Source organism: Lysobacter solisilvae (assembly GCF_016613535.2).
GTDB classification, from domain to species: domain Bacteria; phylum Pseudomonadota; class Gammaproteobacteria; order Xanthomonadales; family Xanthomonadaceae; genus Agrilutibacter; species Agrilutibacter solisilvae.
On sequence record NZ_CP071518.1, the window covers coordinates 1,639,171 to 1,659,463 of the forward strand.

At 69.6% G+C, this 20,293-nt stretch carries 8 protein-coding genes and 2 pseudogenes; all 10 read left to right on the forward strand.

Annotation, left to right across the window (positions count from 1 at the left end):
* Positions 1 to 122: 122 nt before the first annotated feature.
* A pseudogene (locus tag I8J32_RS18190) lies at positions 123 to 1,487 on the forward strand (non-ribosomal peptide synthetase); the annotation flags it as partial.
* Between the two features lie 186 nt (positions 1,488 to 1,673).
* Positions 1,674 to 1,889: pseudogene (locus I8J32_RS18195) on the forward strand (phosphopantetheine-binding protein); the annotation flags it as partial.
* Between the two features lie 177 nt (positions 1,890 to 2,066).
* Positions 2,067 to 12,668 (forward strand): non-ribosomal peptide synthetase, encoded by a 10,602-nt coding sequence (locus tag I8J32_RS07185; protein WP_207526843.1) that lies wholly within the window; start codon positions 2,067 to 2,069, stop codon positions 12,666 to 12,668.
* Complete coding sequence (locus tag I8J32_RS07190; protein ID WP_245156443.1) at positions 12,665 to 13,447, forward strand: thioesterase II family protein; 783 nt, start codon at positions 12,665 to 12,667, stop codon at positions 13,445 to 13,447. Before I8J32_RS07185 ends, I8J32_RS07190 begins: the two co-directional genes overlap by 4 nt.
* A gap of 109 nt (positions 13,448 to 13,556) precedes the next feature.
* Positions 13,557 to 14,516, forward strand: a complete 960-nt coding sequence (locus I8J32_RS07195) for a TauD/TfdA family dioxygenase (protein ID WP_200610161.1) — start codon at positions 13,557 to 13,559, stop codon at positions 14,514 to 14,516.
* A 101-nt stretch (positions 14,517 to 14,617) separates the two neighbouring features.
* Positions 14,618 to 16,294, forward strand: a complete 1,677-nt coding sequence (locus I8J32_RS07200; protein ID WP_207526844.1) for an MBL fold metallo-hydrolase — start codon at positions 14,618 to 14,620, stop codon at positions 16,292 to 16,294.
* 114 nt (positions 16,295 to 16,408) lie between these two features.
* Positions 16,409 to 17,755, forward strand: a complete 1,347-nt coding sequence (gene ectB / locus I8J32_RS07205) for a diaminobutyrate--2-oxoglutarate transaminase (RefSeq protein ID WP_200610163.1) — start codon at positions 16,409 to 16,411, stop codon at positions 17,753 to 17,755.
* A 366-nt stretch (positions 17,756 to 18,121) separates the two neighbouring features.
* Positions 18,122 to 18,700: an anthranilate synthase component II gene (locus tag I8J32_RS07210; RefSeq protein ID WP_200610164.1), complete on the forward strand. Its 579-nt coding sequence runs from the start codon at positions 18,122 to 18,124 to the stop codon at positions 18,698 to 18,700.
* 165 nt (positions 18,701 to 18,865) lie between these two features.
* Positions 18,866 to 19,900 (forward strand): anthranilate phosphoribosyltransferase, encoded by a 1,035-nt coding sequence (gene trpD, locus I8J32_RS07215; protein WP_200610165.1) that lies wholly within the window; start codon positions 18,866 to 18,868, stop codon positions 19,898 to 19,900.
* A 36-nt stretch (positions 19,901 to 19,936) separates the two neighbouring features.
* Positions 19,937 to 20,293 (forward strand): antibiotic biosynthesis monooxygenase family protein, encoded by a 357-nt coding sequence (locus tag I8J32_RS07220; RefSeq protein WP_200610167.1) that lies wholly within the window; start codon positions 19,937 to 19,939, stop codon positions 20,291 to 20,293.

Genomic DNA, 20,293 nt, shown 5'->3' on the forward strand with positions numbered 1-20,293 from the left:
TGCTGGTCGGATTGAATGGTCCCGCGGTGGACTACCCCCGCGACGGGCTGGTGCATGCGATGTTCGAAGCGCAGGCGGCACGTCAACCCGAAGCCGTCGCGCTCGAGTTCGCCGGCCGGCAACTGAGTTACGGCGAACTCAACCACCGTGCCAACCAGGTCGCCCACAGGCTGATCGCGTCGGGCGTCAGGCCCGATGACCGCGTCGCGGTCTGTGCCGATCGCGGGCTGGCCATGATCGTGGGCGTGCTGGGCATTCTGAAAGCCGGCGGCGCATACGTCCCGCTGGATCCGCTGTATCCCGCCGATCGCCTGGCCTGGATGGTGGCCGACAGCGCGCCGGCCGTGGTGCTCGCGCCATCGGCGTTGCGCGAACGGCTGCCGATGCTCGCCGCAGCGGGCTGTCCGGTGCTGTCGCTCGAGGACATCGCGGCTTCCGCGCCGGACACGCCGCTCGCCAACCCCCATGTGCCCGGGCTCACCTCGCGCCACCTGGCCTACGTGATCTACACGTCGGGATCTACGGGTCAGCCGAAGGGCGTGATGGTCGAGCATGCGTCCGTGATGAACCTGCACACGGAGCTGGAGCGCACCATCTTCGGCGCGCTGGGCGCACACGACCGGGTGGGGCTCAACGCCGCACTGTCGTTCGACAGCTCGATCAAGTCGCTGCTGCAGTTGTTGTCCGGCCGCTGCGTCGTGGTCGTTCCGCAGGCGGCGCGTGCGGAAGGGACGGCATTGCTGGAGTTCCTGCGCTCGGGACGGATCGACGCGATCGACTGCACGCCGGCGCAGCTGGAATCGCTGCTGGCCGCGGGCCTGCTGCAGGAATCCACGAGCCACGCGCCCAAGGCCGTGCTCATCGGCGGCGAGGCCATCCCGGCGCCCACCTGGCAGCGGCTGGCGCGTTGCACTTCGACGCGGTTCTTCAACGTGTACGGCCCGACCGAATGCACGGTGGACAGTTCGATCGCGCTGATCAACGGCGCGGGCGAGCGCCCGCAGATCGGCCGGCCGATCGCCAATGCGCGGATCTACATCCTCGACGCACAGCGGCAGGCGGTGCCGATGGGCGCGTTCGGCGAGCTGTACATCGCCGGCGCCGGCGTGGCGCGCGGCTATCTCGGCCGCCCGGACCTGACCGCCGAACGCTTCGTCGAGGATCCCTTTGTCGATGGACCCATTGATGCGCGCATGTACCGAACGGGCGACGTCGGCCGATGGCTGCCGGACGGCACGATCGAGTTCACGGGCCGCAATGACTTCCAGGTCAAGATCCGCGGCTTCCGCATCGAGCTGGGCGAGATCGAAAGCCGGTTGCGCGCCTGCGCGGGCGTCCGCGAGGCGGTAGTGATCGCCCGCGAGGACGCGACCGGCGACAAGCGCCTGGTGTCCTACCTGGTGCCTCACGAGGGGGCGGCGCTGTCGGCCGCCGCACTGCGCGAGCAGCTGCTGCTGGAACTGCCTGACTACATGGTGCCGGGCGCCTTCGTCACGCTGGCGGCGCTGCCGCTGACGCCGAACGGAAAGCTGGACCGCAAGGCGTTGCCGGCCCCGGACCAGGCGGCGGTGGCCAGCCGCGCCTTCGAAGCACCGGTAGGCGAGGCCGAGGAAGCCATCGCCGCGATCTGGCAGGAACTGCTGGGCCTGGACCGCGTCGGGCGCCACGACCACTTCTTCGAACTGGGCGGCCATTCGCTGCTGGCGGTTCGCGTCGTGGTCCGGCTCAAGGACGTACTGCAGGTCCAGGTGGACCTGCGCGATGTATTCACCTCGCCGCAGCTGTCCACCCTGGCCGAGCTCATCGTCGAGCGGCAGATCGCGCAGTTCGATCCGGCCGAGCTGATGGCCGTGCTGGATTCGATGGAGGAAGCCGCGCCGGCGCAGTAAGGGTAAAGGCGGCGAACGGATCGGGAGACATCCCGGGCATCACGCGCCGGGCGCTGCGAGCGCACGCGGGATGGTGCAGGGGCGGCAGGCGGGTGCGACAGGAAATGGGCAGTACTGGCGCGGCAAGCGACTGGACTCGGATAGGACTGGCGGCGGTTACACGGAAGGCAGGCAAGGATGGAACACAAGGCGCTCAATACGCTCTCGATCGCGGACAAGCAGCGACTGCTTGCGCTGGCCCGGGCGAAGCTCACCCGGCAAGCGGCAACGGGAAATGTCATCCCGCGCGCCGACCGCACCGCGCCGTTGCCCTTGTCGTGGGCGCAGCAGCGACTGTGGTTCCTCGACCAGCTCGACCCCGCGGCAGGCGCGGCGCACCACATCCCGGCGGCGATGCGGCTGAGGGGTCCGCTGGATCGTGCCGCGCTGCGCGCCAGCCTGGACCGCATCGTGGCGCGCCACGAGAACCTGCGTACGCGATTCACCAGCGTCGACGGGGCGCCGCAGCAGGTGATCGCCGCGGAAGACACCGGATTCGCGCTGGTCGAACACGACCTGCGGGCGCTGGACGACGCGGCCCGGGCCGCCGCCGTCGCCGAGCTCAGCGTGCTTGAAGCGCGCGCCCCCTTCGATCTCGCGGCCGGACCGCTGGTCCGCGGCCGGCTGCTGTGGCTGTCCGAACACGAGCACGTGCTGCTGGCGACCCAGCACCACATCATTTCCGATGGCTGGTCGACCGGCGTGCTGGTGAAGGAAGTTGCCGCCCTGTACGCCGCCTTCAGTGAAGGGCGCGCCGACCCGCTGCCGCCGCTGCCGATCCAGTACGTGGACTACGCAGCCTGGCAGCGGCAGATGCTGCAGGGTGACGTGCTCGCGGCGCACCTGGATTTCTGGCGATCGCATCTGCAAGGTGCGCCGGCATTGCTGGAGGTTCCGACCGATCGGCCGCGTCCGCCAACGCAGAGCCATCGCGGCGCGCGCGAGGAAGTCCGGCTGTCGTCCGAGTTCGCTGCGGCGCTGCGGGCATTTTCGCAGCGCCATGGCGTGACCGTGTTCATGACGCTGCTGGCGAGCTGGTCGACGCTCCTGTCGCGGCTGAGCGGCCAGGGTGACGTGGTCATCGGCACCCCCGTCGCCAACCGGCAGAGTTCGCAGATCGAGCCGTTGATCGGCTTCTTCGTCAACACGCTCGCCCTGCGCGTGGGCTTTGACGCCGATCCCACCGTCGCCGAACTTCTGGCGCAGGTGAAGGCCACGACGCTGGGCGCGTACGCACACCAGGAGCTGCCGTTCGACCAGGTCGTCGACGCGTTGCAGCCGGTGCGCAGCCTGAGCCACAACGTCCTGTTCCAGGCGATGCTGGTGCTGAACAACACGCCCGATGACGGCGCGCTGGGCCAGTTGGCCGGCCTGTCGCTGTCGACCATCCAGGTCGAGAACTCGAGCGCGCAGTTCGACTTGTGCCTGTCGTTGGCCGAGGGCGCCAACGGGCTGAGCGGCGTGCTCATCTACGCCAGCGACCTGTTCGATGCCGCCACGATCACCACGATGCTGCAGCGCTGGACCCGGCTGCTGGAGGCGATGGTGGCCGACGACACGCAGCGGGTCAGCCGCTTGCCGCTGCTGTCGGCGCCCGAACGCGAGCAGGTGCTGGGCGCGTTCAACGCCACCGACACCACCTATCCCGATGCGACGCTGATCCATTCGCTGATCCAGGCGCAGGTGGCCCGGCAGCCCGACGCGATCGCGCTGGAGTTCGACGGCCAGCGGCTGGACTACGCCACCCTCAACCGCCGCGCCAACCGCCTGGCCCATCGCCTCATCGCTATGGGCGTGCAGCCCGACGACCGCGTCGCGATCTGCGTGGAGCGCGGCATCGGCATGGTGGTGGGCCTGCTGGGCGTGCTCAAGGCCGGCGGCGCCTATGTGCCGCTGGATCCGGCCTATCCGGACGACCGCCTGGCCTGGATGCTCGGCGACAGCGCGCCGGTGGCGCTGCTGACCCAGTCCAGCCTGCGCGATCGCCTGGCGGCGTGGGCCGCGGTGCCCACGCTGGAACTGGATGGGCCCGACGACGCGTCCGACGCCCCCGATCACAACCCCGAGCCGGCCGGGCACCATCCCGGCCAGCTGGCCTACGTCATCTACACCTCCGGTTCGACCGGCCGGCCCAAGGGCGTGATGGTCGAACACCGCGGCCTGTGCAACCTGGCCACGGCGCAGGTGCGCCTGTTCGAGGTGCGGCCGGGCAGCCACGTGCTGCAGTTCGCCTCCTTCAGCTTCGACGCCAGCATCTCCGAGATCGTGATGGCCCTGTGCGCCGGCGCGTGCCTGCACCTGGCCCCGCGCGAGGCCCTGCGCCCGGGCGCGCCGCTGCTGGCGACCCTGCGCGAGCGGCACATCACCCACGTCACCCTGCCGTCCTCGGCGCTGCAGGGCTTCGCGGTCGAGGATCTGGCCGACACCGGCCTGACCCTGATCCTGGCCGGCGAGGCGCTGCCGCCGACCGCCCGCAAGTGGGCGCGCGGCCACCGCCTGTTCAACGCCTACGGCCCGACCGAGGCCACCGTGTGCGCCACCGCGTACGTCGTGCCGGAAGAAGACACCGGCGCGATGTCTACAAGCACGATCCCGATCGGCGCGCCGATCGCGAACACGCGCATCTACATCCTGGACCCCGCCGGCGAGCCGGTGCCCGTAGGCGTGGCGGGTGAGCTGTACATCGGCGGCGCGGGCGTGGCCCGCGGCTATCTCAACCGGCCGGAACTGACCGCCGAGCGCTTCGTGCGCGACCCGTTCGCGCCCGGGAATGCGCGCATGTACCGCACCGGCGACCTGGGTCGCTGGCGGGCGGACGGCAGCATCGAGTACCTGGGCCGCAACGACTTCCAGGTCAAGCTGCGCGGGTTCCGCATCGAACTGGGGGAGATCGAGGCGCAGCTGCTGGCCTGCGAAGGCGTCCGCGAGGCGGCCGTGATCGCACGCGAGGATGGCGGCGACCGCCGCCTGGTCGCGTACCTCGTTGCCGGGGGCGATGTCGAACTATCGGTGCCGATCTTGCGCGACCGCTTGGCGAGCGCGCTGCCCGAACACATGGTGCCCAGCGCGTTCGTGCGCCTGGAGGCGCTGCCGCTCACGCCCAACGGCAAGCTGGACCGCCGGGCACTGCCCGCGCCGGACCACGCCGCGGTCGCCAGCCGTGCCTACGAAGCGCCGGTCGGCGCGATCGAGCAGGCCATCGCCGCGATCTGGCAGGACCTGCTCGGCCTGGACCGCGTCGGCCGCCATGACCACTTCTTCGAACTGGGCGGGCACTCGCTGCTGGTGGTGCGCCTGGTGACGCGCCTGCGCGCCACGCTGGGTGTCGAGATCGCGTTGCGCGACGTATTCGCGCAACCCGAACTGGCAGTGCTGGCACGCATGGTTTCCGACGCGCGCGTGGTATGCGAAAGCGCGATCGTACCGGTGGACCGGAGCCAGCCGCTGCCCCTTTCGTGGGCCCAGCAGCGCCTGTGGTTCCTGGACCAGCTCGACCACGCGGCCAGCGCCGCGTACCACATCCCGGCCGCGCTGCGCCTGCGCGGCACACTGGATCGCGTCGCGCTCGGGAAGAGCCTCGACCGGATCGTCGCGCGGCATGAAAACCTGCGCACGAGCTTCACCAGCGTCGAGGGCGAGCCGCGGCAGCTGATCGCACCGGCGGACTGCGGATTCACCCTGATCGAGCACGACTTGCGCGGGCTCGACGAGACACGTCAGCCGGCTGCTGTCGCCGAAATGGCGGCCAGTGAAGCGCGGGCGCCGTTCGACCTGTCGACGGGGCCGCTGTTCCGCGGCCGGCTGCTGCGCCTGGCCGAGCACGAACACGTGCTGCTGGTGACCCAGCACCACATCATTTCCGACGGCTGGTCGATCGGCGTGCTGACGCAGGAAGTCGGGGCGCTGTATTCCGCTTTCTGCCAGGGCCAGGACGATCCGCTTCCGCCGCTGCCGGTCCAGTACGCCGACTACGCCGCCTGGCAACGCCAGTGGCTGCAGGGCGACACGCTGCAGGGACAGATCGACTACTGGCGCGATCACCTGGAGGGTGCGCCCGCGCTGCTGGAACTGCCCACCGACCGGCCGCGACCCGCCGCGCGCAGCTACCGCGGCGACGGCGTGCCGATCCGCCTGTCGCGCGAACTCAGCGCCGGCCTGCAAGGGCTGTCGCAGCGTCATGGCACCACGCTCTTCATGACCCTGCTCGCCGGCTGGTCCACCCTGCTGTCGCGGCTGAGCGGACAGCACGATGTGGTCATCGGCAGCCCCGTGGCCAACCGCCAGCGTGCGGAGATCGAGCCGCTGATCGGCTTCTTCGTCAACACCCTGGCGCTGCGTGTCGACCTCGCCGACGACCCCACGGTTGGCGGGCTGCTGGCACAGGTCCGGGAGACGACCCTGGGCGCCTATGCGCACCAGGACCTGCCGTTCGAACAGGTCGTCGAGGCGCTGCAGCCTGAACGCAGCCTCAGCCACAGCCCGCTGTTCCAGGTGATGTTGACGCTCAACCACCTCACCGCCGCCGGCGAATCCAGCCTGCCGGACCTGTCGCTGTCGCCGATCGAGAACGCCAAGCACAGCGCGCAGTTCGATCTGTCGCTGTCGATGACCGAAACGCCCGACGGCCTCGTCGGCGGCCTGGTGTTCGCCACCGACCTGTTCGACCGCAGCACGGTCGAACGCATGGCGGGGCACTGGATGACCCTGCTCGCCGCCATGGTCGCGGACGACTCCCAGCAGCTGAGCCGACTGCCGCTGCTGTGCGCGGCGCAACGCGAGCAGGTCCTGCATGGCTTCAATGCGACGCAAACCGAGTTCGAACGCGACAGCACCCTGCACGCGCTGTTCGAGCGGCAGGTCGAACGCACGCCCGATGCAATCGCGCTGGAGTGCGACGGCCAACGCGTGCCCTACGGCGAACTCAACACCCGCGCCAACCAGGTCGCGCATCGACTGGTCGAGCTGGGCGTTCGCCCCGACGACCGCGTCGCAATCTGCGCCACCCGCGGCGTCGACATGGTCGTGGGCATGCTCGCCATCCTCAAGGCGGGCGGAGGCTACGTGCCGCTGGACCCGGGCTACCCGCTCGACCGGCTCGCCTACATGCTTGCCGACTGCACGCCGGTGGTGGTGCTGACGCAGGCCGCACTGCGCTCGGAGATGCCGATGCTCGGCGCGCTTTCCGTGCCCGTCGTCCTGCTCGACGCGGAATTCCCGTGCCGGGACGGCGAGGCCACGTCGAGCGCGGACGCGTCGATGAATCCCTGCATCGATGGCCTCACGTCGCGTCACCTGGCTTACGTGATCTACACGTCCGGTTCCACCGGCCAGCCCAAGGGCGTGATGATCGAGCACTTCAATGCGGCGAACCTGCTGGCGTGGGCGCACGCCAGCTTCACCCCGGAGCAGTTGGCGACGACCGTGATGGCGACGTCGATCAATTTCGACCTGGCCGTCTACGAACTGTTCGTCCCGCTGGCCATCGGTGCGACGGTGCGGCTGGTCAAGGACCTGGTCAGCGCGGGTCCCGCACTGGCCGGCGCGACGCTGGTGAACACCGTGCCCTCGGCGATCGCGGCGGTCCTCGCCACCGACGGAGTGCCGGCGTCGGTGAACACGGTCAACCTGGCGGGAGAACCGCTCAAGCGCGAGCTGGTGGAGCGCGTGTTCGCTTCCAGCCAGGCGCAGGCAGTTGTGAATCTGTACGGGCCGTCGGAAACGACGACCTACTCGACCTGGGTGTCGATGCCGCGTGCGCAGGGCTTCGTGCCGCACATCGGTCGGCCGATCGCCAACACGCAGGTCTACATCCTGGATGGCGCGGGCGCGCCGGTGCCGGTGGGCGTCGCCGGCGAGATCCACATCGGCGGCGCCGGCGTGGCCCGCGGCTATCTCAATCGTGCGGACCTGACCGCGCAGCGTTTCCTCGCCGACCCGTTCGCTGACGACGCGAACGCGCGCATGTACCGCACCGGCGACCTGGGCCGCTGGTTGGTCGACGGCAACATCGAGTACCTGGGACGCAACGATTTCCAGGTCAAGATCCGCGGCTTCCGCATCGAGCCGGGCGAGATCGAGGCACGCCTGGCGCGCTGCACCGACGTCGGTGAAGCGGTGGTCATCGCCCGCGACGACGCCAACGGCGACAAGCGCCTGGTGGCCTACGTCGTGCCCACGCCGGGTGCGGCCATGTCCGTCCCGGCGCTGCGCGGCGAACTGCTGCAGGTGCTTCCCGAATACATGGTGCCCAGCGCGTTCGTCAGCCTCGCGTCGCTGCCGCTGACCCCGAACGGCAAGCTGGATCGCAAGGCGCTGCCCGCGCCGGACCAGGACGCGGTGGTGAGCCGCGCGTACGAAGCGCCCGAGGGCCACGTCGAGCAGGCCCTTGCCGGAATCTGGCAGGAACTGCTTGGCCTGGAGCGCGTCGGCCGCCACGACCACTTCTTCGAACTCGGCGGCCACTCGCTGCTCGCCGTGCGCCTGGTGACGCGCGTGCGCAGCGCGCTTGGCGTCGACCTCGCCCTGCGCGATGTTTTCGCACAGCCGACGCTGGCCGCCCTCGCCCACGCCATCGTGGCCGGCGAGGCCAGCGTGCAGCAGGCGATCCCGACGGCGGATCGCAGCCAGCCGCTGCCCCTGTCCTCGGCGCAGCAGCGCCTGTGGTTCCTGGACCAGCTCGATCACGGCGCCGGCGCGGCGTACCACATCCCCGCGGCGCTGCGGCTGCGTGGCGTCCTGGATCGCCAGGCGCTGCAGGCGAGCCTGGACCGGATCGTGGCGCGGCACGAAAACCTTCGCACGCGCTTCGTCGGCATCGAAGGCGCGCCGCACCAGGTGATCGCGCCGGAGGATGCCGGATTCACGCTGCTGGAACACGACCTGCGCGGCCTCGACGATGTCGCACGGTCGGCGGCCGTCGCCGAGCTGGGTGCCAGCGAGTCCCGGGCGCCCTTCGACCTGGCCACCGGCCCGCTGGTCCGCGGCCGCCTGCTGCGCCTGGCCGAAGACGAGCACGTGCTGATGGTGACCCAGCATCACATCGTGTCCGATGGCTGGTCGACGAAGCTGCTGGTGCAGGAAGTCAGCGCGCTCTACACCGCTTTCAGCCAGGGGCGGGACGACCCGCTGCCGCCGCTGCCGATCCAGTACGCCGACTACGCGGCATGGCAGCGCCAGTGGGTGCAGGGCGACGTGCTCGGCGCGCAGCTCGAGTTCTGGCGCCGGCACCTGTCCGGCGCGCCGGCGCTGCTGGAGCTGCCCTCCGACCGTGCGCGGCCGCCGGTGCAGTCGCATCGTGGCGCGCGCGCGGAACTGCACGTGCCCACCGCACTCGCGCGCGGGCTGCGCGCACTATCGCAGCGCCATGGCGCCACCTTGTTCATGACCCTGCTCGCCGGCTGGTCCGCGCTGCTGTCACGGCTCAGCGGCCAGCTGGACGTCGTGATCGGCAGCCCGGTGGCCAACCGCCAGCGGGCGGAGATCGAGCCGCTGATCGGCCTGTTCGTCAACACGCTCGCACTGCGCGTCGACCTGCGCGATTCGCCGACCGTGGCCGAGCTGCTGGCACAGGTCAGGGCCACCACGCTGGCCGGCCAGGCCCACCAGGACGTGCCGTTCGAACAGGTGGTCGAAGCCCTGCAGCCACCTCGCAGCCTCAGCCACACGCCGGTGTTCCAGGTGATGCTGGCGGTCAACCATGGCGCGGCGGGCGCGGCGCTCGATCTTCCAGGCCTGGCGATGTCCGCCATCGAAAGCCCTGGCGTGTCGGCCAAGTTCGACCTTTCGCTGACCATGACCGACACCGGCGAAGACCTGGTCGGTGGCCTGGTCTACGCCACCGACCTGTTCGACCACGCGTCGGTGCAACGCATGCTGGGCCACTGGCTCGCGCTGCTGCAGGGCATGGTCGACGACGACACCCGCGCCGTCGCACGCCTGCCGCTACTGTCGGTTGCCGAACGCGGACAGCTGCTGGCGGATTTCAACGCCACGCATCTCGACGTGCCGCACGACGCGCTCATCCACGCGCGCTTCGAAGCCCAGGCCGCGCGAACGCCCGAAGCGATCGCCGTGGAGTACGCAGGGCAGCGGGTGAGCTATTGCGAGCTCAACCGGCGCGCCAATCGCGTCGCGCACCGCCTGATCGCCCTGGGCGTGAAGCCCGACGACCGCGTGGCGCTGTGCGTGGACCGCAGCATCGAGATGATCGTCGGCGTGATCGGCATCCTCAAGGCCGGCGGCGCGTACGTGCCGCTCGATCCCGCCTATCCGCTCAACCGTCTGGCCTACATGCTGGGCGACAGCCAGCCGGTCGCGATGCTGACCCGCGCGCACATGGGGCCGCTGGTGCAGCAGCTCCAGGACGCGGGGTCCGCTTCGCTGCCGGTGCTGGACCTGGACGAGGACGTCCTGCTCGCCGCGCACCCGGATACCGATCCCAACGTAGCGGCACTGACCGCGCACCACCTGGCGTACGTGATCTACACGTCCGGATCGACCGGTCAGCCCAAGGGCGTGATGGTCGAACACGCTTCGGTGCTGAACCTTTGGGCCGAACTGGAGCGATCCGTGTTCGGTGCGCTGGACGCGTCCGCGCGGATCGGTCTGAACGCATCGCTGGCCTTCGACGCCTCGGTGCAGTCGCTCACCCAGTTGCTGTCCGGACGGACCGTCGTGATCGTTCCCCAGGACGTGCGCGCCGACGCCGCCGCCTTCGTGGCGCTGGTGGCGCGCGCAGGCCTCGCCGCGCTCGACTGCACGCCCGCGCAACTGGCGCTGCTGCTGGCCGAAGGCCTGGCGGAACGCACGCCGGCGCTGAAGGCCGTCCTCGTCGGCGGCGAAGCCATCGCTCCCAGCCTGTGGCAGCGGCTGGCGGGCTCGCATTCGCCCGCCTTCTTCAACGTGTACGGTCCCACCGAATGCACGGTCGACAGCACGATCGCGGACCTGCGTGACGCGCGGCCGTCCGATCCGCCGCACATCGGGCGGCCGGTCGCCAACGCACGCGTGCACGTGCTCGATGTCGCCGGCGAGCCGGTGCCGATCGGCGTCACCGGCGAGATCCATATCGGCGGCGCCGGCCTGGCCCGCGGGTATCTCGGCCGTCCGGACCTGACCGCGGAGCGCTTCGTGCAGGATCCGTTCGGCACACGCCGCGATGCACGCATGTACCGGACGGGCGACCTGGCGCGCTGGCGTCCGGATGGCACGCTCGAGTACCTCGGCCGCAACGACTTCCAGGTGAAGATCCGCGGTTTCCGCATCGAGCTGGGGGAAATCGAGGCGAAGCTGGCGGCGTGTTCCGGCGTGGGCGAGGTAGCCGTCGTCGCGCGCGAAGACGCTGCAGGGGGCACGAGGCTGGTGGCGTACTTCACCACCGACGATGCCGATGCTGAGCCTTCCGTGGCGGCGCTGCGCGCGCACCTGCTGCGCGAACTTCCCGAGCACATGGTGCCGGGGGCGTTCGTGCGCCTGGAGAAGCTGCCGCTCACCGCCAATGCCAAGATCGACCGCAAGGCACTGCCCGCTCCCGACGAATCATCGGTGGCCAGCCGCGCCTACGAGGCCCCGGCGGGCGAAGTCGAGCAGGCCATCGCCGCGATCTGGCAGGACCTGCTGGGCCTGGAACGCATCGGCCGGCATGACGTGTTCTTCGAACTGGGCGGGCATTCGCTGCTCGCCATCAAGGTCATTCATGCGATCGGCACTCGACTGGGGGTTACGGTGCCCCTGTCGGCGCTGTTCTCCTCGCCCACCGTCGCCGGCCTGGCGACGGCGATCTCGGCCGACGACCGACGTGCTTCGCTGATCGTTCCGCTGCAGACGATGCCGCTGCAGGCACTGCCGACGGGCACGCCCTTGTTCTGCCTGCACCCGGTGGGTGGACAGGTCAACTTCTACAGGCCCCTGGCGCGACGCCTGGCCGGGTCGATGCCGGTCTACGGCGTGCAGGCACGCGAGGCCATGGGGGCTGCGGACGGCCTTACGGATCTCCAGGCCATGGCACTGGCCTACGCCGCCGCGATACGTGCCACCCAGCCGGAGGGGCCGTACCGGCTGCTGGGCTGGTCCACGGGCGGGCTGTTCGCCGCCGCCGTGGCGAACGTGCTGCGCGAGCAAGGCGAAGCCGTGCAGTACCTCGGGCTGGTGGACACGCGATCCAGCTTCGTCCAGATCCCGCCGACGGACGAGCAGGCCCTGCTCCGCGCGGCGATCGTGGAACTGCACGGCGCGGGCTTCAGCCTGCGCGACGGTGCGAGTCCCGCGGCGCCGGAGTTCGCGCCGCTGCTGCGCATGGACTTCGAGGAGGCATCGCCTCACCTGGCCCGCTGGCTGCAGCCGGCGCCCGACGCCGCGGCCTTCGAGCACCTCAAGCAGCAGTTGCCGGTCACCCGCCGGCACATGGGTGTGCTGGAGCGGTACGCGCCACAGCCAATGGACGTCCCGGTGCAGGTGTTCTGGGCCGGCGTGCGTCCTTCCGGTGGGCAGCCCGCGCGCGACGCTGCGGCCGATGGCTTTACCCCGGCCGCGGCCACCCACGTCATCCAGGCCGACCATTTCGGAATGCTCGCCGAGCCCCACGTGGGCGAGGTGGCGGCACTGATCGAGGTGTTCCTGCAGTCGGCGCACGCGCAGCCACCCGTGGCCGCGCGGCACGCGCCCGCCGGACATGCACGCCCACCGCAGGCAAGCCCGGAGCAGGCGGGCCTGGAACCCGCACACACGGAGGTGATCTGGTGAACCACGCCACCCAGCAGTGGAATCCCTGGCTGATCCGGGCGCCAGCCCCACACGCGCGCATGCGCCTGTTCTGCTTTCCCTACGCCGGAGGCAGCGCGTTCAATTTCAGTGCCTGGCGCGGCCGGCTCGATCCGGGCGTGGAGATCTGCGCCGTGCAACTGCCCGGTCGCGGAGCGCGCATCGGCGAGGCGCCGATCGCGACGATGCCGGCGTTGCTGCGGGCGATGGCGCCGGCGATCACGCAGCTCAATTCCCTGCCGTTCGCATTCTTCGGACACAGCGTCGGCGCGCTCATCGCGTTCGAGTTGGCCCGCTACCTGCGCCTGCATGGCGTGCAGGGACCGGAGCACCTGTTCATGTCGGGCTGCCAGGCGCCGCAGTTCCGCAGCCCCTCGGCCGGCCTGCACCGGCTGCCGGACGCGGCTTTCATCGAGGAACTGCGCGACTACAACGGCACGCCCGAGGAAGTGCTGGACAACCGCGAACTGATGGCGCTGATGCTGCCGACGATCCGCGCCGACTTCGCGCTGGCTGAGGAGTACAGCTATCGCTCCGGCCCGCTCCTGCAGGTGCCCGTCAGCGTCTATGCCGGTACCCAGGAAGACATCCGCGCGCCGGGCCAGGTGGACGGCTGGCAGAAGGAAACGACGGGGCCATGCGCGGTCACTTGGTTCGACGGCGGCCACTTCTTCATCAACTCCCAGCGCGACGCCGTGATCGGCCAGCTCAACGCCGACCTGGCGCCTGCGCCCGATGCGGCGAAGGAAGGCACGTCCTGACGCCGCGGCCGCGACACGGCTGGGCGGCGCCGCCCGTTCGGCCTTCGATTTCCTTCCCACCATCCACACCGTTTGAACCCTTGGCACGCACGCAATGGAGGCATCCGCCATGAAGATGAACCCGCTGTTCTCGACCTCGACCCACCATCCGGTCGTCATCACGCCAGGCGCCGACAGCAGCCTGGGCGCGCTCCATGAATACGTGTCCCAGAACCAGCCCGAGATCCAGCGCCTGCTGCTGCAGCACGGCGGCCTGCTGTTCCGCGGTTTCGGGCTCAACGGGGCGGAGGATTTCCACGCCTGCTCGCAGAGCCTGGGCGCGAGGCCGTTCGGCTACGTCGGCGGCGACTCGCCACGCAACCGCGTCGTGGCCGACGTGTTCACTTCGACCGAATACCCCGCCACCGAAGTGATCTCGCTGCACAACGAAATGTCCTACCTGCCCAGTTGGCCGACGCGCCTGTTCTTCTACAGCCACATTCCGGCCAGCACGGGCGGGCAGACCTCGCTGGCCAACAGCGGCGACGTGCTGCGCGCGCTTCCGCAGGAGATCGTCGACAAGTTCCGCGCGAAGAAGGTCAACTACATCCGCAACTTCCAGTCGAAGATCCCCTTCGGCAAGAGCTGGCAGGCGACCTACCAGACGCAGGACCGCGCCGAGGTCGAGCAGATCGCCGCCGAGCAGGGTTCGGTCTGCACCTGGACCGACGACGGCACGCTGCGCGTGAGCACGCGCTGCGACGCATTCGCGACGCACCCGCAGACCGGCGAGGAAGTCTGGTTCAACCAGGCCGAGCAGTGGCACGCCTCGTCGCTCAACCCCGCGATCCGCGGGATGTTCGAGCAGATGGTCGGCAAGGGCAACCTGCCGCACGAATGCGAGTACGGCGACGGCGAGCCGATGGACGAGCAGACCCTGGCGGAGGTCCGACGGATCCTCGACAGCAACAAACTGCTGTTCGACTGGCAGCGCGGCGACCTGCTGGTGATCGACAACATCCTGATGATGCACGGCCGCGAATCGTTCAAGGGCGAACGCAAGACGCTGGCCTATCTGTCGTCGACCTGACGAACCCGCGATCCGCCGGTGGCGTCGACCGCGGCCGGCATACCGCATTGCTGCATACCCACGGCCCCACGGCCTCCAAAGTCCCAATCCCGGAAATTCCCATGCATTCGAACAACGCGGTGTACCTCAAACCCCAGGCCAAGCTCGAGCCCCTGTCCTGCGGGTGGTACGCGTGGCCGTACCTCATCGCGCCCGCGCAGCTGGCGATGAACCTCAACTTCCGGCTCCTCCCGTTGCTGGAGTCGTTCGTTTCCAATCCCGCCACGCACGTGGCCGCCAACGCGGATCCGAAGATGTACGGCGGCCCCTTCGTGAGCCTGGCGATGGAGGACGTGGGCCGGGTCGAGCAGCTGATGGCCGACACGCGCCGGCGGTGCGCCCCGCTGCTGACCTTCGCGCAGGACTACAAGGAATTCTCCAGTCAGCTGGAGACCGAGGCGGGCGGCTACTCGCTCAATGGCTTCTACGCCAAGCTGCCGCCGTCGCTGCGCGGCCTGGTGGAATGCCTTTACGACACCAACGACCACGCGCACGTGCGCCTGTTCGAGGACCTGGTCTACGACGAAGCGATGACGGCCGGCACGCAGGAGATCCTCCTGCAGCTCACCGGCGAGCAGGACCGCCACTTCTTCATGAGCACGCCGCGCCTGGATGGTCCCGACAGCCTGCGGCTGCCGCTGGCCTTCGCCGATGGCCGCCTGGACGCCCTCGCCCGGATGCGCACGCAGCCGCGGCCGTTCCAGGAGATCGTCGACCTGCTTGGCGTGGCCGCGGAGGACGTCGCCACCTTCGCGCAGTTCTTCACCCCCGACGCGCCGGCGCGCAGCGGCGTGCCGCGCTACACGGGCGAAGGCGTGCGCATGCGCTACTTCGGCCATGCCTGCGTGCTGCTGGAAACGAAGGAGACGGCGGTGCTGTTCGACCCGATGGTCGCCTTCGAGACGAAGAACGATGGCCGCTACACCTTCTGCGACCTGCCCGAGTTCATCGACCATGTCGTGCTGACCCATTCGCACCAGGACCACTTCTGCGCGGAGATGCTGATCCAGCTGCGCCATCGCATCGGCCAGGTGATCGTCCCCTCCAACAACAGCGGCAATATCGCCGACCCGTCGATGAAGCTGCAGCTGCAGGCGCTCGGATTCGACGACATCCAGGTGCTGGATGCGTTCGAGCGCGTGGAGATTCCCGGCGGTGAGATCCTCAGCCTGCCATTTACCGGTGAACACGCCGACCTGAGCATCTTCAGCAAGCAGGCCATCGCGCTGACGCTCAAGGGCCGCAAGATCGCCTTCCTGATCGACTCCGACGGCGTCGACGGCATGCTTTACGAGCGGCTGATGCGCCGGATCGGGCCGGTGGATGCGCTGTTCCTGGGCATGGAATGCCACGGCGCGCCTTTGGCGTGGCTGTACGAGCCGTTGCTGGGCAAGCCGGTGAGCCGCCGCAACAACGAATCGCGCCGCCTGTCCGGCGCCGACTGCGAGCGCGCCTCGAACGTGCTCAGCCAGGTCAAGCCGCCGCGAGTGTTCGTGTATGCGATGGGGCAGGAGCCCTGGCTGCAATACATGATGGGACTGAAGTACGAGCCCGACAGCATCCAGCTCATCGAGTCCGACAAGCTGCTCGCCCAATGCCGGCAGTCGGGGATCGAAGCCGAGCGCCTGTACCTGAGCCGCGAGGTGGAGTTCGAGGCGGCGCAAGCGCCGCCGCGCGCGCGCGTGGTCGATCCGGTTGCAGGCAGCGCGGCCGCTTCGGCGCAGCTGGCGCCGGCCTGAGGAAACCAAACCATGCGACTGCGTCCCGGCACGGCGGCGCGGTCGCCGGTGCCGCGTGGCCTGACGGGGTGTTGAGCCCGCGAACTTCAATGCAATTCAAAAGGGGGAGCAGTGATGCGTAACGAGAACGGAATCCAGAAGAACGGCCAGCCTGACGACGCCTTCCAGGTGTTCCAGGACATCGAGTCGGCGGTTCGCAGCTACTGCCGGCGTTTCCCGGCGGTCTTCGCCACGGCACGCAACGCCGTGATCGAGGACGAGCAGGGCCGCCAGTACATCGACTTCCTGGCTGGCGCCGGCGCGTTGAACTACGGGCACAACAATCCCAAGGTCCGCGACCGGCTCGTCGAGTACCTGATGAGCGACGGGATCGCGCAGTCCCTGGACCTGCACACGTCGGCCAAGAAGGATTTCCTGCGCGCGTTCCAGGACGTGATCCTGGCCCCGCGCGGCTTCGACTATCGGGTGCAGTTCACCGGACCGACCGGCACCAACGCGGTCGAGGCGGCGCTCAAGCTCGCCCGCAAGGTGACCGGACGCCGCAACGTGGTGGCCTTCACCAACGCCTTCCACGGCATGACGCTGGCCTCGCTCGCCGCCACGGCGCGTGCGTCCAAGCGCGCGGCGGCCGGCGTGTCGCTGCACGACGTCATCCGCATGCCTTACGACGGCTTCCTTGGCGAGGACATGGACTCGATGGACGTGCTCGAGGCCATGCTGTTCGGCCCCGGTTCCGGCGTCGACCTGCCCGCGGCCATCATCCTCGAGACGGTGCAGGCCGAAGGCGGCATCAACGTCGCATCGCCGCAGTGGCTCGCCCGCGTCGCCGCGCTGGCGAGGAAGCACGAGGTGCTGCTGATCGTCGACGACATCCAGGCCGGGTGCGGCCGCACGGGCGCCTTCTTCAGCTTCGAACGGGCGGGCATCCAACCGGACCTCGTGTGCCTGTCCAAGTCGATCTCCGGCTACGGCCTGCCGATGTCGCTGGTGCTGATCCGTCCGCACCTGGACTGCTGGGAGCCGGGCGAGCACAACGGCACGTTCCGCGGCAACAACCTCGCCTTCGTCGCCGCCACCTCGGTGCTCGACTACTGGCGCGACCAGGCGTTCTCCGAGTCGATCGCGCGCAAGTCGCGGCTGGTCGGCGAGCGACTGAGGGCCATCCGTGACACGGCCCCGGCCCAGATCAGCGCCGTGCGCGGCCTGGGCCTGCTGCAGGGCCTGGTGTTCAACGATCCGCAACTGGCCAACGCGGTGTCCAAGGCGGCGTTCGAGCGCGGCCTGATCGTCGAGCTGTGCGGGCCGGCGGAGAATGTCGTCAAGCTGATGCCGCCGCTGCTCATCGAGGACGACGTGCTGGCAGACGGCCTGTCGCGCCTGGCCGAGGCGGTGCGGGCCTGCATGAATGCGGCGGCCGACCTGACCCTGCGCCTGGACCCCTTGCAGCCGGTCATGGGCTGAGTTCCCGCGGACGGACGGGCAACATCGGGCCCGGGGAAACATCGGAGCGGTCACCCGGGTGACCGCTCCGGCGCGGCGAGTGGATGCCCGCGACCGCGGCAGCGACGCTCATGCGCAGTCATCATGAGCCCGCCAGGAACCGTGTTCTATAGTGCCGGGCCGCCCTGGCCGAGGCAGCTGCCCGCATGGCGGGCCCGCGAACGGACCCAGCCGTCGCTGTGGGGTGGAAGCCCCCAGCGGGGTCCCGCACAATGGCGCTCCGCCGCCGGCCGGGGACCGTGGGTCCACGCACGGGCGCCGGTGCCCCCTGCGTGAATCGCGCCCCGGTGTGATGCAGGTGCTCAGGAAATCTACGGGTCGCGCTCCATGCTGCTGATGATCGACAACTACGACAGCTTCACCTTCAACCTCGTGCAGTACCTGCAGACGTTGGGGGCGGAGGTCGAGGTGGTGCGCAACGACGCGCTCAGCGTCGAGGAGATCCGGGCCATGGCGCCCGCGCAGATCATGATCTCGCCCGGCCCGGGCACGCCCGACCAGGCCGGCGTCTGCCTGGACGTGATCCGCGAACTGGGGCCGACCATTCCCCTGTTCGGCGTCTGCCTGGGCCACCAGGCGCTGGGCCAAGTGTATGGCGGCGATGTCGTCCGCGCGCGGACCATCATGCATGGCAAGACCTCTCGCATCCGCCACGAAGGGCAGGGCGTGTTCACCGGTTTGCCCGATGGCTACGAGGCCACGCGCTACCACTCGCTGGTAGTCGCCCGCGACACGCTGCCCGGGTGCCTGGAAGTCACCGCATGGACGGAGAACGAGGATGGGTCCTTCGAGGAGATCATGGGCCTGCGCCATCGCGAATTCCCCGTCGAAGGCGTGCAGTTCCATCCCGAATCGATCCTCACCGAGCACGGGCATGCCCTGCTGAAGAATTTCCTGGAACGGTGAGCCGGACATGAGGAGCGGGCAGGGGGCAGGGGGAACGACACGCGTTCGCCGCCTGGCTGCCGAGGCAGCCCCAAGGCTCCGCCCGGACTGCACGGCCGATGCCACCTGTGTGCGCTATTCCCGCGGCTCATTCCCGCTTTCCATCCCCGCAGCCGCCGCATCCCCATGCCCCTGACTCCCCAAGAAGCCCTCCAGCGCACCATCGAGCATCGCGAGATCTTCCACGACGAGATGGTCGACCTGATGCGGCAGATCATGCGCGGCGAGGTCTCGCCGACGATGGCCGCGGCGATCCTCACCGGCCTGCGGGTGAAGAAGGAAACCGTGGGCGAGATCGCCGGCGCGGCCACCGTGCTGCGCGAGTTCGCGCGCCCCGTGCACGTCGCCGACCGCACGCACCTGGTGGACATCGTCGGCACCGGCGGTGACGGCGCGCACACGTTCAACATCTCCACGGCGTCGATGTTCGTCGTCGCCGCGGCGGGCGCGAAGGTGGCCAAGCATGGCAACCGCAGCGTGTCGTCGAAGTCGGGCAGCGCCGACGTGCTCGAGGCGCTGGGCGCCAACATCGAGCTCGGGCCGGAGCAGGTGGCCACCTGCATCGAGCGTTGCGGCATCGGTTTCATGTTCGCGCCGGTCCACCATCCGGCGATGAAGGCGGTCGCCCCGGTCCGCCGCGAGATGGGCGTGCGCACCATCTTCAACATCCTCGGGCCGCTGACCAATCCCGCCGGCGCGCCGAGCATCCTGATGGGCGTGTTCCATCCCGACCTGGTGGGCATCCAGGTCCGTGTCCTGCAGGAACTGGGCGCGCAGCGTGCACTGGTGGTGTGGGGCCGCGACGGAATGGACGAGATCTCGCTGGGCGCCGCCACCCTGGTGGGAGAACTGCGCGACGGCGTGGTCCGCGAGTACGAGGTGCATCCGGAGGACTTCGGCATCGCGATGGCCGCCTCGCGCAACCTGCGCGTGGCCGACGCGCTCGAATCCCGGCAGATGCTGCTGCACGCGCTCGACAACACGCCCGGCCTGCCGCTGGAGATCGTGGCGCTCAACGCCGGCGCCGCGTTGTACGTGGCCGGCGTCGCCGACTCGATCGCGGACGGCATCGCCCGCGCGCGCCAGGCCGTGGCCTCCGGCGCCGCACGGGCGAAGCTGGACGAATTCGTCCGCACCACCCAGGCCCTGGCCGGCGCCTGACGCCAGCCTCGCCCCGAATTTTCCAGACGGTTCCCGATGACCAGTCCCTTCGCCCAGTTGCCCGAACCGCCGTACTACGCGGTGATCTTCTCGTCACTGCGCAACGGCGACGACGACGCCGGCTACCAGGCCGCCGCCGAGCGCATGGTGGCCCTGGCCTCGCAGCAGCCGGGATTTCTCGGCGTGGAAACCGTGCGCGGCGCCGACGGCTTCGGCATCACCGTGTCGTACTGGGAAAGCGAAGCCGCCATCCTGGCCTGGAAGCACCAGGCCGACCACGCCGCCACCCGCGCGCACGGCCGCAGGCACTGGTACGAGTACTACGAGTTGCGGGTGTCGAAGGTGACCCGGGCGTACGGAAAGCCCGCCCCCCGCGAAAATGAAGCCGTGTGA

What these genes read in the sequence shown, in the direction of transcription:
- I8J32_RS07200 (WP_207526844.1), top strand. Translation starts at nt 14,618, where the DNA reads ATGCATTCGAACAACGCGGTGTACCTCAAACCCCAGGCCAAGCTCGAG.
- I8J32_RS07195 (WP_200610161.1), top strand. Translation starts at nt 13,557, where the DNA reads ATGAAGATGAACCCGCTGTTCTCGACCTCGACCCACCATCCGGTCGTC.
- I8J32_RS07210 (WP_200610164.1), top strand. Translation starts at nt 18,122, where the DNA reads ATGCTGCTGATGATCGACAACTACGACAGCTTCACCTTCAACCTCGTG.
- trpD (WP_200610165.1), top strand. Translation starts at nt 18,866, where the DNA reads ATGCCCCTGACTCCCCAAGAAGCCCTCCAGCGCACCATCGAGCATCGC.
- ectB (WP_200610163.1), top strand. Translation starts at nt 16,409, where the DNA reads ATGCGTAACGAGAACGGAATCCAGAAGAACGGCCAGCCTGACGACGCC.
- I8J32_RS07220 (WP_200610167.1), top strand. Translation starts at nt 19,937, where the DNA reads ATGACCAGTCCCTTCGCCCAGTTGCCCGAACCGCCGTACTACGCGGTG.
- I8J32_RS07185 (WP_207526843.1), top strand. Translation starts at nt 2,067, where the DNA reads ATGGAACACAAGGCGCTCAATACGCTCTCGATCGCGGACAAGCAGCGA.